We start from the raw sequence: 13,622 nt of genomic DNA on the forward strand, positions 1-13,622 counted from the left end.
CCGTACGTGAGGGTGGGCGACAGATCCGCGGGGCGCGCGGGCCGATCCACCAGTCTACGGGGTGCCGGGTCCCTTACCGGCGACGTATCGAACGCATGGCCAAGGTCGGCCCCTCGGCGTGTCTGAGGAGCTGTTCGGCACATTAACCGACCTAAGTTGGTCCGGTGGAGCAACACAGGACGCGTCCCCCTCAGTACCGACCGCGACGCGGCGCGCCTCTCCCCGCCCAGGCCGGGCGGACCGCGGAAGGCGGCGTACGCAGGAGTGCGCCGCCCGCGCGGCGGCCCGCGCCGGTGCCCGCCGGGGCGCAGGCGGGACGGCGGCTGCCGAACCCCCGGCTGACCGGGCTCGGCGGCGGACTGTTCTGCGGGGCGTCCATGTTCGCGCTCGCCTGCCTCGACCAGCTGCTGTTCGACGGGGCGCTGGTGGTGTACGGGGTGCTGTTCCTGCCCGTCTGCGCGCTGACCGCACTGTGGGTGCGGCGCGGTGACCTCGTCACCGCGCCCGTCGTCGTGCCGATCGCCTTCACGTTCGGGCTGCTGCCCGTCGCGGACGGGGGCGGCGGCCTGGGGGGCCGCCTGATGGGGCTCGTCACCGCGCTCGCCACGCAGGCGGGATGGCTGTACGGGGGAACGCTGGTCGCGGGGGTCATCTCGACCGTACGGAAGGTCCGGCTGATGAGCCTCAGGGCCGCCCGGCGCAGGGCCCAGGCACCCCGCCCGGAGCTCCAGCCACGCCGCCGTCCGGTCTGACGTTCACGACCGCACCGCCCCCTGGCCCCGGCGCGCCCCCGGCGGGTCTACACCGCCTACGCCGACTTCGCCGCCCTCATCGCCGCCCCCACAATGCCCGCGTTGTTCTGCAGCTGCGCCGGGACGATCTCCGCCTTGATGCCCTCGATCAGCGGCAGGAACTTGTCGGCCTTGCGACTGACGCCGCCGCCGATGATGAAGAGCTCGGGCGAGAAGAGCATTTCCACATGGGCGAGGTACTTCTGCACCCGGTGGGCCCATTGCTCCCAGGTCAGCTCGTGGTCCTCCTTGGCCTTGGTGGAGGCGCGCTTCTCCGCGTCGTGGCCGTTCAGTTCGAGGTGTCCCAGCTCCGTGTTCGGAACCAGTTCGCCGTCGGTGAAGAGCGCGCTGCCGATGCCCGTGCCGAAGGTGAGCAGGAGGACCGTGCCCCGGCGGTCGCGGCCCGCGCCGAACTCCATCTCGGCGACTCCCGCCGCGTCCGCGTCGTTCAGCACCGTCACCGGGAGGCCGCCCAGCCGCCCGCTCAGCAGGGCGCGCGCGTCGGTGTCGATCCACGCCTGATCGACATTGGCGGCCGTACGGATGGTGGAACCGCCCGTGACCACGCCGGGGAAGGTGATGCCGATGGGACCGGTCCAGCCGAAGTGGCCGACGACGTCCTTCACGCCGTCGGCCACCGAGTCCGGTGTCGCCGGATGCGGAGTGAGCACTTTGTAGCGCTCCTCCGTCAAATCGCCGCGGTCCAGGTCCACAGGGGCGCCCTTGATCCCGGATCCGCCGATGTCCACGCCGAAGATCTGCATGGCCCTACGTTACGTCGATGGACTGACAGTCACTTCTCGAACGGCGCACAGTGCCGTACCCCGTGATATCCGCCTACCGGTTTCGTACGTTCCGGTACGACATCTCGGCCCCGTACGGCCAGCGAGCGCCCGGCTCTCTACCCCCGGCAGGAGCCCGGCTCCGTAGGACCGGCACGAGCCCGGCCCCGTACGGCCGCCGGGTCCGTCACTTCCCGACCGTGCGCTCCGCCACCAGCGCCGCCGCTTCCGCACGCAGATCGCGGCGCAGCTCCTTCGGCAGTGAGAAGGTGATGGACTCCTCCGCCGCCTTGACGATCTCGACGTCCTCGAAGCCACGCGCGGACAGCCACTCCAGGACCTGCTCGACGAGGATCTCCGGGACGGAGGCGCCGGAGGTGACACCGACGGTGGTCACCCCGTCCAGCCACCCCTCCTCGATCTCGTCGACGAAGTCCACGAGGTACGCCTCCCGCGCGCCCGCCAGCTTGGCGACCTCGACCAGGCGCACGGAGTTGGAGGAATTGCGCGAGCCGACCACGATGACCAGGTCCGCCTCCTCGCCCATCTGCTTCACCGCCAGCTGGCGGTTCTGCGTGGCGTAGCAGATGTCGTCGCTGGGCGGGGAGATGAGCTGCGGGAACTTCTCCTTCAGCGCGTCGACCGTCTCCATGGTCTCGTCGACCGACAGCGTGGTCTGGGAGAGCCAGACGACCTTGGACGGGTCGCGGACCTCGACCTTGGCGACGTCCCGGGGGCCGTCCACGAGGGTGATGTGGTCGGGCGCCTCGCCGGAGGTGCCGATGACCTCCTCGTGGCCCTCGTGCCCGATCAGCAGGATGTCGAAGTCCTCGTTCGCGAACCGGACCGCTTCCTTGTGGACCTTGGTGACCAGCGGGCAGGTCGCGTCGATGGTGGCGAGCCTGCCGGCCGCGGCCTCGTCGTGGACGACCGGGGCGACGCCGTGCGCCGAGAACATGACGATGGACCCCTCGGGGACCTCGGCCGTCTGCTCGACGAAGATCGCGCCCTTCTTCTCCAGGGTCTGCACGACGTACTTGTTGTGGACGATCTCGTGGCGGACATAGATCGGGGCCCCGTACTGCTCAAGGGCCTTCTCGACGGCGATCACGGCGCGGTCCACGCCCGCGCAGTAGCCACGGGGGGCGGCGAGCAGGACACGGCGGCCAGGCGAAGCAGTCATGGCACCCATCGTAAGGCCGCGCCCGACAGGCGAGGGATCGCCTCCTCGGGGCGAACCCGCTGCCGCTCCGCGGCGGAAAACGGCACCGCTCCGCGACGGGGCCTGCCTGTCGGTGGTGGCGGTTACGCTCGGGCTCATGGCTCAGAACACGTCCGCGGACGCCCCGCTGCCCGTAGGCGAGGTGTCGCGGCTCATCGGGGGATGGATCGACCGGCTCGGCGCGGTGTGGGTCGAGGGGCAGATCACCCAGTTGTCGCGGCGCCCGGGCGCAGGCGTCGTCTTCCTGACGTTGCGCGACCCGTCGTTCGACATCTCCGTGAGCGTCACCTGTTACCGGCAGGTGTTCGACGCCGTGGCGGACGTGGTGACAGAGGGCGCCCGCGTCGTCGTCCTCGCGAAGCCCGAGTGGTACGCGCCGCGGGGACAGCTGTCGCTGCGGGCCTCCGAGATCAAGCCGGTGGGCGTGGGGGAACTGCTCGCCCGGCTGGAGCAGTTGAAGAAGGCTCTCGGCGCCGAGGGGCTGTTCGCGCCCGAGCGCAAGAAGGCACTGCCGTTCCTGCCGCAGCTCATCGGGCTGGTGTGCGGACGGGCGTCCGCGGCCGAGCGGGACGTGCTGGAGAACGCGCGGCACCGCTGGCCCGCCGTCCGCTTCGAGGTGCGCAACGTCCCCGTGCAGGGCGTGCACGCGGTGCCTCAGGTCGTGCAGGCCGTGAAGGAACTGGACGCCCTGGACGATGTGGACGTGATCGTCGTGGCGCGGGGCGGCGGCAGCGTGGAGGATCTGCTGCCGTTCTCGGACGAGCAGCTCGTACGGGCGGTCGCGGCCTGTCGTACGCCCGTCGTGTCGGCCATCGGGCACGAGCCCGACAACCCGTTGCTGGACTTCGTGGCCGACCTGCGCGCGTCCACGCCGACGGACGCGGCCAAGAAGGTCGTGCCGGACGTCGGGGAGGAGTACGAGCGGGTGCGGTTCCTGCGCGACCGGGCGCGGCGGAGCGTCCAGTCCTTCATCGAGCGGGAGGAGCGCGGGCTCGCGCACGCGCTGGCCCGGCCCTCGATAGAGGATCCGCACCGGATGGTCGACGAGCGCGCCGATCAGGTCGCCGCGCTGCTGGACCGCGGGCGGCGCACGCTCGGGCACCTCCTCGACCGCGCCGACTCGGAGCTGGCTCACACCCGCGCGCGCGTGGTGGCGCTCTCCCCCGCCGCGACCCTCCAGCGGGGGTACGCGGTGCTGCAGAAGGCCGACGGGCATGTGGTCCGGGACCCGGACGAGGTGGCGGCGGGTGAGGCGCTGCGGGCGCGGGTCGCCGAGGGTGAATTCACGGTACGAGTCGATGCATAGGGTGGGCGCATGACCAGCAAGGTGGACGAGGCACTCGGGTACGAGCAGGCGCGGGACGAGCTGATCGAGGTCGTACGCCGCCTGGAGGCGGGCGGCACGACCCTTGAGGAGTCCCTGGCCCTCTGGGAGCGCGGCGAGGAGCTGGCGAAGGTGTGCCGCCGCTGGCTGGAGGGCGCGCGGGCCCGACTGGACGCGGCGCTGGCCGAGGAGGAGCCGCAGGCCGGGAACGAGAACGGGACCGGCAGCAGGAGCGGGAACGCGAAGGGGAGCAGGGACCAGGTCGCCGACTCCGATTGACCGCCGCTCCCCTCCGGGCTTGGTAGCCGCCCCCGAACCGAGCCCGGTCGCTCCCCTCCCAGCCCGGCCACTCCCCTCCCAGCCCGGCCACTCTCCCCCAGCCCGGTCGCTCCCCCCAGCCTGGCCACTCCCCCAGTCCGGTAGCCGCCCTCCGAGCCCGGCCGCCCCCTCTCCCCCACCCCACCCCGTTGCCCACGGTCGCGGCGATCGCACCAGCCCCAACCCTGTGAAGCAGGTCACCTCACCCCCATTTTGATTGAAGCTTAAATTTCTTCGTCGTACTGTCGACGATGTCAGCCGATCCCCCTCGGATCTCGCCCCCCATGTCTCAAGAGGTTCTCCCATGTCTCTCGTTCTCGACTCCGCCGCCCAGGACCTGCTGTTCCGCGAGGCCCGCACCGCGAACACATTCACCGACGAGCCGGTTACCGACGAGCAGGTGCAGGCGATCTACGACCTGGTCAAGTACGGCCCGACCTCCATGAACCAGTCGCCCCTGCGCGTCACCCTGGTCCGCTCCCCCGAGGCCCGCGAGCGCCTCGTGCAGCACCTTGCCGAGGGCAACCAGAAGAAGACCGCCGCCGCCCCGCTGGTCGCGATCCTCTCCGCGGACAACGAGTTCCACGAGGAGCTGCCGAACCTGTTCCCGCACTTCCCGCAGGCCAAGGACGCCGTCTTCGGTGACCGCGCGGTCCGCGAGAGCAACGCCCGGCTGAACGCCGCCCTGCAGGCCGCCTACTTCATCATCGGCATCCGCGCCGCCGGCCTCGCCGCCGGCCCGATGACCGGTCTCGACTTCGCGGGCGTCCAGAAGGAGTTCCTGGACGACGACCACACCCCGCTGATGGTCGTCAACATCGGCAAGCCGGGCGAGGACGCCTGGTTCCCGCGCTCCCCGCGCCTGGAGTTCGACGAGGTCGTCACGACCGTCTGATCCCCCGCGCACAAGAAGGGCCCCCGGCAATGGCGCCGGGGGCCCTTCTCACGCATACGCATACGCATACTCATACGCGGACACGTCACGCATACGCGTCACGAGGACACGCCATGGCGGACACGTCACGCGGACGCGTCACGACGTCTTCAGCGCCTCCGCCATCTTCGTCAGCTGCCCGAACGACGCCGTCCCCGTCACCACCGTGGTCGAACCCTTGTCCTTGAGCACGAGGGCGTCGTACTTGCTGCCCGTGTACCGCTGCCACGTCTGGTCGCCGATCCGCTGGGTGACCTTCGTCGCCGCGGCGCCCTGGCTGGCCGCGTCGATGAACACGGTCGGCTTCTGAGTGGACTGCTCGATCGCCACGTACTGACCGTCGGGGGCGTGGAAGCCCAGGTGCCAGGCGTCGAACTGCGTGCCGTCGTACCGCACCGAGGTCGCCTTCCACGCCGTCGGCAGACCCACCGGGGCCGCCACGGGGTACGACGCCGCGCGGCGTGCCGTGAGCAGCTCGACACGGTAGTCGACGCGCTTGGGAGGAGGCGCGGAGTCGTCGTGCGGGATGAAGATGTAGATCACGCCCGCCATGAGCCCGATCAGGCCCAGGGAGAGGAGCATGTCCCGGACCGTCTTCTGCTTGCCTGTCGTACCTGCCACACCCCTATCGTCGCAGGTGCCCTGGCCCGCTCATCCGTGGGCCCCCCTGCTCATTTTGTCGGCCTGGAGATAGAGTCGGGGCACACCCTCATCCGGCCGTCGTCGTATCAGAAAGGTGCGCTCCGATGACCGAGCATCATCTGCCTTCCGAACTCGAGGTCCCCTCCCAGGCCCCCGACCGAAATCTCGCCCTGGAACTCGTCAGGGTCACCGAGGCCGCCGCGATGGCCGCCGGCCGCTGGGTCGGCCGCGGCGACAAGAACGGCGCCGACGGCGCCGCCGTACGGGCCATGCGCACCCTCGTCTCCACCGTCTCGATGAACGGCGTCGTCGTCATCGGTGAAGGCGAGAAGGACGAGGCCCCGATGCTCTTCAACGGGGAGCGCGTGGGCGACGGGACCGGTCCCGTGTGCGACATCGCCGTCGACCCGATCGACGGCACCACCCTGACCGCCAAGGGCATGAGCAACGCGATCGCCGTGCTGGCCGCCGCCGACCGCGGCACCATGTTCGACCCGTCCGCGGTCTTCTACATGGACAAGCTGGTCACCGGGCCGGAGGCCGCCGACTTCGTCGACATCAACGCGCCCGTCTCGGTGAACATCCGCCGGGTCGCCAAGGCCAAGCGGTCCACGCCCGAGGACGTCACCGTCGTCATCCTCGACCGGCCGCGGCACGACGGCATCATCAAGGAGATCCGCGAGACCGGCGCCCGGATCAAGCTGATCTCCGACGGCGATGTCGCGGGCTCGATCCTCGCGCTGCGCGAGGGAACCGGCATCGACCTGCTCCTCGGCATCGGCGGTACGCCCGAGGGCATCATCTCCGCCTGTGCCGTGAAGTGCCTGGGCGGCACCCTCCAGGGCAAGCTGTGGCCCAAGGACGACGAGGAGCGGCAGCGCGCGATCGACGCGGGGCACGACCTCGACCGCGTCCTGCTCACCGACGACCTGGTCTCCGGCGAGAACGTGTTCTTCGTCGCCACCGGCATCACCGACGGCGAGCTGCTGCGCGGGGTGCGGTACCGGGCGGAGACCGCGACGACCGAGTCCATCGTCATGCGGTCCAAGTCGGGGACGGTGCGGCAGATCACGTCCGAGCACCGGTTGAGCAAGCTGCGGGCGTACAGCGCGATCGACTTCGACCGGGCGAAATAGCTCCGCGGGGTCGCTCCGCTGGGAGTGCCGGGGAACTGCGGGTCTGTGGATCACTGCGGGTGCGTCGTGGCTGATCGCGCGGTTCCCCGCGCCCCTTGCGGGGCGCGAGTACGGCGAAGGGGCCATCCCTGTGCGGAGGGGTGGCCCCTTCGGTGTGCGCGTGTCAGCCGGCCGCGGCTATCGGGCCGCGCGCGGCCTTCTTGAGTTCGAGGTCGCGGCGGCGGCGCCGGGCGAGCACCACGCGGCGCTCGGCGGCGGTCAGGCCGCCCCACACTCCGTACGGCTCGGGTTGCAGCAGCGCGTGTTCGCGGCACTCGACCATCACGGGACAGCGCGCGCAGACACGCTTGGCCGCCTCCTCGCGGGACAGCCGGGCCGCGGTGGGCTCCTTGGAGGGTGCGAAGAACAGGCCGGCCTCGTCCCTCCGGCACACCGCCTCCGTGTGCCATGGGGCTTCCTGATCCCTGTCCCGCACTGGCGCCCGCTGCGCCGGAACGGCAGCTACCTGCAGGGACTGATGCGGCGGTTGCAGCACGGTCTACTCCTGACGACGGCTTCGCGGGCGTACCGGGCACCGCGGGAGGTTCCACAGCGCCCTCCAAGAGGCGATGCAGCAAGGCCTACCCGCTGTGCGCGCGCCTATGCACTGAGTTCCCAAGAGCGGAGCCGGTCGTTCAAAACGGGGCGCGGGCCAGTGGACCGGTGCGCCCCGCGCGCCGTCGCGTTCACAGGCGTCAACGGTCCAGGTGTTTGCGCAAACTCCTGTCCACCCGGTCCATCGCGCGATCGAGGATGTCGGCGACGACCTTGCCGCGCTTGGGCCGCGCCTCGACATTGCCCAGGACCGCGAGGCCCTCGACATAGACGACCGGGGCGTCGGGGTCGCCCGCGTCCATGGTGTGCGCCTCGAAGTTGCCGAGGACTCCGCCGCCGCTGCTGCGCAGCGAGACGTTCTCGGGGACCTTGATCTCGACGTTGCCGAAGACCGATATCGCCTTGATCACGACCTGTTGGTACTCGAAGATCGCCTCACTGAGGTCGATGTCGACGGTGCCGAAGACGGCGTACGCGTGGATGCGGCGCCCGGCGCGCCAGCGGCCCTTGCGCACCACGGCGCTGAACACCGCCACCACGTTCTCGGCGGCCTCGGCCGGGATCCCGCCGGGCTGGGGGCGGTTGGGCGTGGCCGCGTACGCGGAGGTCGCTCGGCGCTGGTGGGCGGCGGGCAGGTCCCGGACGAACTGGTCGAGTTCGCCCACGGTCTTGGTGGCCAGCACCCCTTCGATCCGCTCGGCGTGCTCGTCGGCGGTGAGGCGCCCCTCGGCGAGGGCCTCGCGCAGGATGTCGGCGATCCGGTCGCGGTCGGCGTCGGAGGCCCGGAGTTCGGCATCGGAGGCACGGGTGTCGGTGCGCTTCTGAAGGTCCACGACAGCAGCGTACCCAAACGCGATAGATCGCGACTACCCCTTCTCGCGACCTGTGGAAAACCGGCCTTCACGCCAACTGAGCCTTACCTCACAGACGCACCGTCCGCGCCAGGTTCTACGCTGGGTGACGCTGCCAATGGAGGCATGCCGCTGTCTGCCGAGTGAGGAATGGGCTAGTGCCTGAGTTCGCGTACACCGATCTGCTCCCCCAGGGAGAGGACACCACTCCGTACCGGCTGGTGACCTCCGAGGGTGTCTCCACCTTCGAGGCCGACGGGCGGACGTTCCTCAAGGTCGAGCCGGAGGCGCTGCGCGAGCTGGCGGCGGAGGCCATCCACGACATCCAGCACTACCTGCGGCCCGCGCACCTGGCGCAGCTGCGGCGGATCATCGACGACCCGGAGGCGTCCGGCAACGACAAGTTCGTCGCGCTGGACCTCCTGAAGAACGCGAACATCGCGGCCGCCGGTGTACTCCCCATGTGCCAGGACACCGGCACCGCGATCGTCATGGGCAAGCGCGGACAGAACGTGCTCACCGGGGGCGGCGACGAGGAAGCCCTCTCGCTCGGCATCTACGACGCGTACACCAAGCTGAACCTGCGCTACTCGCAGATGGCTCCGCTCACCATGTGGGAGGAGAAGAACACCGGCTCCAACCTCCCGGCCCAGATCGAGCTGTACGCCACCGACGGCGGCGCGTACAAGTTCCTGTTCATGGCGAAGGGCGGCGGCTCGGCCAACAAGAGCTTCCTCTACCAGGAGACGAAGGCGGTCCTCAACGAGGCCTCCATGATGAAGTTCCTGGAGGAGAAGATCCGTTCGCTGGGCACGGCGGCCTGCCCGCCGTACCACCTGGCGATCGTCGTCGGCGGTACGAGCGCGGAGTACGCCCTGAAGACCGCGAAGTACGCCTCCGCGCACTACCTGGACGAGATCCCGGCCGAGGGCTCGGAGCTGGGGCACGGCTTCCGGGACAAGGACCTGGAGCAGAAGGTCTTCGAGCTGACGCAGAAGATCGGCATCGGTGCGCAGTTCGGCGGCAAGTACTTCTGCCACGACGTGCGCGTGGTGCGACTGCCGCGGCACGGTGCGTCCTGCCCGGTCGCGATCGCGGTGTCCTGCTCCGCCGACCGCCAGGCCGTCGCGAAGATCACCGCCGAGGGTGTGTTCCTGGAGCAGCTGGAGACGGACCCCGCGCGGTTCCTGCCCGAGACCACGGACGAGCACCTGGACTCCGCCGCGGACGACGTCGTGCGGATCGACCTGAACCAGCCGATGGACGACATCCTCGCCGAGCTGACGAAGTACCCCGTCAAGACCCGGCTGTCGCTCTCCGGTCCGCTCGTCGTGGCGCGCGACATCGCACACGCCAAGATCAAGGAGCGGCTGGACGCGGGCGAGGAGATGCCGCAGTACCTGAAGGACCACCCGGTGTACTACGCCGGCCCGGCGAAGACGCCCGAGGGGTACGCGTCCGGTTCCTTCGGGCCGACGACGGCCGGCCGCATGGACTCCTATGTGGAGCAGTTCCAGGCGGCGGGCGGCTCCAAGGTGATGCTCGCCAAGGGCAACCGGTCCGCACAGGTCACCAACGCCTGCGACGCGCACGGCGGCTTCTACCTCGGCTCCATCGGCGGGCCCGCCGCGCGGCTCGCCCAGGACTGCATCAAGAAGGTCGAGGTCGTCGAGTACGAGGAGCTCGGCATGGAGGCCGTCTGGAAGATCCAGGTCGAGGACTTCCCGGCGTTCATCGTCGTCGACGACAAGGGCAACGACTTCTTCCAGGATCCCGCTCCCCAACCGACGTTCACGTCCATTCCGGTGCGGGGCCCCGGGCTCGCGTAGCGCCCTCGGGGGTGGCCGGGCCGATTGGTCCGGCGTCCCGCTTCGCCCCGATGCTGTCCCACTTCGTCCCAGGAACGGGTGGGACGGCATTCTTGCGAGCTTTGCCGGAAACCCTCGGTGATGACTGGATCACATCCTGTGGTCCACAGGTCATCTCGGAGGGAAATCCCATGATGAGTCGCGCCTTGCGCAGCGGCCTGGTGGCCGCGATCGCGGCTGTCGCCGTCTTCCCGGTGACAGCCGTCGCCTCCGCCGCCCCGGCCACGCACGTTCCCGGCCGGGGCACCCCGCCCTCGGTCGTCGCGTCGTCGAACCGGCACCCCTCGGTCCCGCAGTCCTCGATCCCCGGCCTCCCCGGCCCCCGGCACCACCTCACCCGCCATGTCCTCGGCCGTGTGACCACCCACCACATGCGGCTGCACGTCCGGTCCGGACCGGGCACCGGCTACCGGGTGATCGGCTCCCGGCCCGCCGGCCGCGTACTGGCGATCACCTGCAAGAGGCAGGGGTCCTCCGTCCTGGGCAACCGGCTCTGGTACCGGCTCGCGCACGGCAAGGGCTACGTCTCCGCCCACTACGTCCGCAACCTCCGCGCCGTCCGCTGGTGCTGACGGACGCCTCACCGCTCGGCTCCTGATGAGATCGGACGGAGGTCCGGCGCCGGCCGGCGGGACGGGTTCCGTCCCGCCGGCCGGTAGGACAAGTCGATCGGCCGACGATCCCACCCCCCTGGCGAAACGGCAGGTCAACTCCCCTTCATATGCGGTTCGCATTCGGGCGATCGGAGTGTGCCCGAGCACCGTGCGAGGGAACACATCAGGGCGGTCACCCCGGCAGGGCGGGGGAGCGAGAGGGAGAGCCACGTGACGGTCAAGAGACAGCCGCTGCCCGACTCGTCGGCCGACGCGGAGCGCGTCGGCACCGAACAGGCCGACGCGGAGCAGCTCCTGGTGGAGCGGCTGCGCCGCCTCAAGCAGCGGACGGGGCTGAGCCTGGCCGCGCTGGCCTGCGTCACCCCGTTCAGCAAGTCGACCTGGCACCGCTATCTGAACGGTGATCAGTTCCCGCCGCGCTCGGCGGTCGAGTCGCTCGGCCGCCTGGCGGACACCGACCCCGGTCCGCTCCTCGCCCTGTGGGACGCCGCGTCCCGGGCCCAGTCCAGGGCGGCCACCCCGCCCCCGCGGGCCGCGCTCCCACCGTCCCCGGTCCCACCGGCCGCGGTGCCGGGCGCGCCGGTTCGGGGCCGGCGCGCCCGGGGGCCCAACCGGGCCGTCGTCGCCCTCGCGGCGACGGCGGCCACCGTGGCGGTCACCGCGGGCGCCGCCGACGTCCTGGACCCCGGCCACCGCACGGCCCCCGTGGCCGCCTCCTGCCGCGGCCGCGGCTGCCAGGGGCAGTTCCCGACCGCCGAGACCTGCGGCCGTGACGCACGGACGGAGAGCACCGCCACGCGCGCCGGACAGGTCGTGCTGCTGCGTTTCTCCCCGTCGTGCGCGACGGTCTGGTCCGAGGTCCGCACCAAGGCGGGCGGAGCGCGGGAGATCTCGATCAGATCGGACGAGGACGAGCTCTCCGCCGCCTACCCGGGCGACCCCTCCGACGGCTACAGCAGCCCGATGCTGGCCGCGTCGAGCCCGCGCGGGGCGGAGGCCTGCGCCAAGGTCGGCGGAGAGTCCGCGTGCACGGGCCCGTTGGGCGGCGCACGGAGCTGACTGCGCGGGAACACCGCACACGTCCGCGATGCTGTCCCCAGTGGAGGTGATCGGCAATGGCCGATGAACAGGCAGGCGGACAGGCACAGGCCCCGTACCGGATCGAGCACGACTCCATGGGCGAGGTCAGGGTGCCCGCGGACGCGAAGTGGCGGGCCCAGACCCAGCGGGCCGTGGAGAACTTTCCCGTCTCGGGTCAGCGTCTGGAGCGCGCGCACATCGAGGCCCTGGCACAGATCAAGGGGGCGGCCGCCAAGGTCAACGCCCGGCTCGGAGTCGTCGACAAGGACGTGGCCGAGGCCGTTCAGGAGGCGGCCGCCGAGGTCGCCGAGGGGCGCTGGGACGCGCACTTCCCGGTGGACGTCTTCCAGACGGGCTCCGGTACGTCCTCCAACATGAACACCAACGAGGTCATCGCCACGCTCGCGACCGAGCGGCTCGGCAGGGACGTGCACCCCAACGACCATGTGAACGCCTCGCAGTCGTCGAACGACGTCTTCCCGTCCTCGATCCACATCGCCGCCACCGCCGCCGTGACCCGCGATCTCGTTCCGGCCCTGGAACACCTCGCCGCCGCCCTGGAGCGGAAGTCGCGGGAGTTCGCCGATGTCGTGAAGTCGGGGCGTACGCATCTCATGGACGCCACGCCCGTGACGCTCGGACAGGAGTTCGGCGGATACGCGGCCCAGGTCCGGTACGGCGTCGAGCGCCTCCGGGCCGCGCTGCCCCGGCTCGCCGAACTGCCGCTGGGCGGGACCGCCGTGGGGACCGGGATCAACACGCCGCCCGGGTTCTCCGCCGCCGTCATCGCGGAGGTGGCGCGGGCGACCGGGCTGCCGCTCACCGAGGCCCGCGACCACTTCGAGGCGCAGGGCGCGCGGGACGGGATCGTCGAGACGAGCGGGCAGCTGCGGACGATCGCCGTCGGGCTGACGAAGATCGCCAACGATCTGCGCTGGATGGCGTCCGGGCCGCGCACCGGTCTGGCCGAGATCAGTCTGCCCGACCTCCAGCCCGGTTCCTCGATCATGCCCGGCAAGGTGAATCCGGTCATTCCCGAGGCCGTGCTGATGGTCGCGGCCCAGGTGATGGGAAACGACGCGACGGTCGCCGTCGCCGGGGCGGCCGGCAACTTCGAACTGAACGTCATGCTTCCGGTCATCGCCAAGAATGTCCTGGAGTCCGTCCGGCTGCTCGCCAACGTCTCCCGGCTGCTCGCCGACCGCACCGTCGACGGCATCGTCGCGCACCGCGAACGCGCCCGCGAGTACGCCGAGTCGTCGCCGTCGGTCGTGACGCCGCTCAACAAGTACATCGGGTACGAGGAGGCCGCCAAAGTGGCCAAGAAAGCACTGGCGGAGCGCAGGACCATCCGCCAGGTCGTGCTGGAATCCGGTTACGTGGAGCGCGGCGACCTCACCCTGGAGCAGCTGGACGAGGCGCTCGATGTCCTGAGGATGACGCGTCCGTAACGGCGTTCGACGCCC

14 protein-coding genes are annotated in these 13,622 nt (G+C 70.7%); 9 read left to right on the forward strand and 5 right to left on the reverse strand.

All coding sequences use genetic code 11. The features are described from left to right. The first annotated feature begins 164 nt into the window (after window positions 1–164). Window positions 165–752 (forward strand): DUF6542 domain-containing protein, encoded by a 588-nt coding sequence (locus tag RV986_RS18650; RefSeq protein WP_475918498.1) that lies wholly within the window; start codon window positions 165–167, stop codon window positions 750–752. Between the two features lie 56 nt (window positions 753–808). On the opposite strand, the gene ppgK is transcribed toward RV986_RS18650, so the two are convergent. Continuing rightward, window positions 809–1,555: a polyphosphate--glucose phosphotransferase gene (gene ppgK / locus RV986_RS18655; RefSeq protein WP_475918499.1), complete on the reverse strand. Its 747-nt coding sequence runs from the start codon at window positions 1,553–1,555 to the stop codon at window positions 809–811. A 205-nt stretch (window positions 1,556–1,760) separates the two neighbouring features. Further along, the gene (locus RV986_RS18660) at window positions 1,761–2,765 is read right to left on the reverse strand and encodes a 4-hydroxy-3-methylbut-2-enyl diphosphate reductase (RefSeq protein WP_475918500.1); all 1,005 of its coding nucleotides are present in this window, start codon (window positions 2,763–2,765) and stop codon (window positions 1,761–1,763) included. A gap of 127 nt (window positions 2,766–2,892) precedes the next feature. Between RV986_RS18660 and xseA the strand changes: the two genes are divergently transcribed. The 3 genes from xseA to RV986_RS18675 all read left to right on the forward strand — a co-directional run bounded on the left by xseA (window position 2,893) and on the right by RV986_RS18675 (window position 5,332). Next, complete coding sequence (xseA, locus tag RV986_RS18665) at window positions 2,893–4,101, forward strand: exodeoxyribonuclease VII large subunit (protein WP_475918501.1); 1,209 nt, start codon at window positions 2,893–2,895, stop codon at window positions 4,099–4,101. Between the two features lie 9 nt (window positions 4,102–4,110). After that, window positions 4,111–4,398 carry an exodeoxyribonuclease VII small subunit gene (locus RV986_RS18670; RefSeq protein WP_475918502.1) on the forward strand — a complete coding sequence of 96 codons (288 nt, stop codon included), beginning with the start codon at window positions 4,111–4,113 and terminating at the stop codon, window positions 4,396–4,398. A gap of 343 nt (window positions 4,399–4,741) precedes the next feature. Then, window positions 4,742–5,332 carry a malonic semialdehyde reductase gene (locus tag RV986_RS18675; protein ID WP_475918503.1) on the forward strand — a complete coding sequence of 197 codons (591 nt, stop codon included), beginning with the start codon at window positions 4,742–4,744 and terminating at the stop codon, window positions 5,330–5,332. A gap of 138 nt (window positions 5,333–5,470) precedes the next feature. Here RV986_RS18675 and RV986_RS18680 read toward each other — a convergent pair whose 3' ends face one another. After that, the gene (locus tag RV986_RS18680; RefSeq protein ID WP_475918504.1) at window positions 5,471–5,992 is read right to left on the reverse strand and encodes a DUF4245 domain-containing protein; all 522 of its coding nucleotides are present in this window, start codon (window positions 5,990–5,992) and stop codon (window positions 5,471–5,473) included. Between the two features lie 125 nt (window positions 5,993–6,117). Between RV986_RS18680 and glpX the strand changes: the two genes are divergently transcribed. Further along, window positions 6,118–7,149, forward strand: a complete 1,032-nt coding sequence (gene glpX, locus RV986_RS18685) for a class II fructose-bisphosphatase (RefSeq protein WP_475918505.1) — start codon at window positions 6,118–6,120, stop codon at window positions 7,147–7,149. 163 nt (window positions 7,150–7,312) lie between these two features. Here the strand turns inward: glpX and RV986_RS18690 are convergent, their stop codons facing one another. After that, window positions 7,313–7,684 (reverse strand): WhiB family transcriptional regulator, encoded by a 372-nt coding sequence (locus RV986_RS18690; RefSeq protein ID WP_475918506.1) that lies wholly within the window; start codon window positions 7,682–7,684, stop codon window positions 7,313–7,315. Window positions 7,685–7,883: 199 nt separating this feature from the next. Beyond that, window positions 7,884–8,576, reverse strand: a complete 693-nt coding sequence (locus RV986_RS18695; RefSeq protein WP_475918507.1) for a DUF1707 SHOCT-like domain-containing protein — start codon at window positions 8,574–8,576, stop codon at window positions 7,884–7,886. A 176-nt stretch (window positions 8,577–8,752) separates the two neighbouring features. Here RV986_RS18695 and RV986_RS18700 point away from each other — a divergent pair, with 176 nt between their 5' ends. The 4 genes from RV986_RS18700 to RV986_RS18715 all read left to right on the forward strand — a co-directional run bounded on the left by RV986_RS18700 (window position 8,753) and on the right by RV986_RS18715 (window position 13,607). After that, entirely contained in the window at window positions 8,753–10,423 is a 1,671-nt protein-coding gene (locus tag RV986_RS18700; protein ID WP_475918508.1) for a fumarate hydratase, read from the forward strand. Between the two features lie 170 nt (window positions 10,424–10,593). Then, window positions 10,594–11,034, forward strand: coding sequence for an SH3 domain-containing protein (locus tag RV986_RS18705; RefSeq protein WP_475918509.1), 441 nt, complete (start codon window positions 10,594–10,596; stop codon window positions 11,032–11,034). 252 nt (window positions 11,035–11,286) lie between these two features. Beyond that, window positions 11,287–12,135, forward strand: a complete 849-nt coding sequence (locus tag RV986_RS18710; protein ID WP_475918510.1) for a helix-turn-helix domain-containing protein — start codon at window positions 11,287–11,289, stop codon at window positions 12,133–12,135. A gap of 56 nt (window positions 12,136–12,191) precedes the next feature. Continuing rightward, window positions 12,192–13,607: a class II fumarate hydratase gene (locus tag RV986_RS18715; protein ID WP_475918511.1), complete on the forward strand. Its 1,416-nt coding sequence runs from the start codon at window positions 12,192–12,194 to the stop codon at window positions 13,605–13,607. Window positions 13,608–13,622 lie beyond the last annotated feature (15 nt).

This window comes from Streptomyces sp. RLA012 (assembly GCF_056270325.1).

What these genes read in the sequence shown, in the direction of transcription:
- RV986_RS18660 (WP_475918500.1), bottom strand. Translation starts at nt 2,765, where the DNA reads ATGGGTGCCATGACTGCTTCGCCTGGCCGCCGTGTCCTGCTCGCCGCC.
- RV986_RS18670 (WP_475918502.1), top strand. Translation starts at nt 4,111, where the DNA reads ATGACCAGCAAGGTGGACGAGGCACTCGGGTACGAGCAGGCGCGGGAC.
- RV986_RS18675 (WP_475918503.1), top strand. Translation starts at nt 4,742, where the DNA reads ATGTCTCTCGTTCTCGACTCCGCCGCCCAGGACCTGCTGTTCCGCGAG.
- xseA (WP_475918501.1), top strand. Translation starts at nt 2,893, where the DNA reads ATGGCTCAGAACACGTCCGCGGACGCCCCGCTGCCCGTAGGCGAGGTG.
- RV986_RS18705 (WP_475918509.1), top strand. Translation starts at nt 10,594, where the DNA reads ATGATGAGTCGCGCCTTGCGCAGCGGCCTGGTGGCCGCGATCGCGGCT.
- RV986_RS18715 (WP_475918511.1), top strand. Translation starts at nt 12,192, where the DNA reads ATGGCCGATGAACAGGCAGGCGGACAGGCACAGGCCCCGTACCGGATC.
- ppgK (WP_475918499.1), bottom strand. Translation starts at nt 1,555, where the DNA reads ATGCAGATCTTCGGCGTGGACATCGGCGGATCCGGGATCAAGGGCGCC.
- glpX (WP_475918505.1), top strand. Translation starts at nt 6,118, where the DNA reads ATGACCGAGCATCATCTGCCTTCCGAACTCGAGGTCCCCTCCCAGGCC.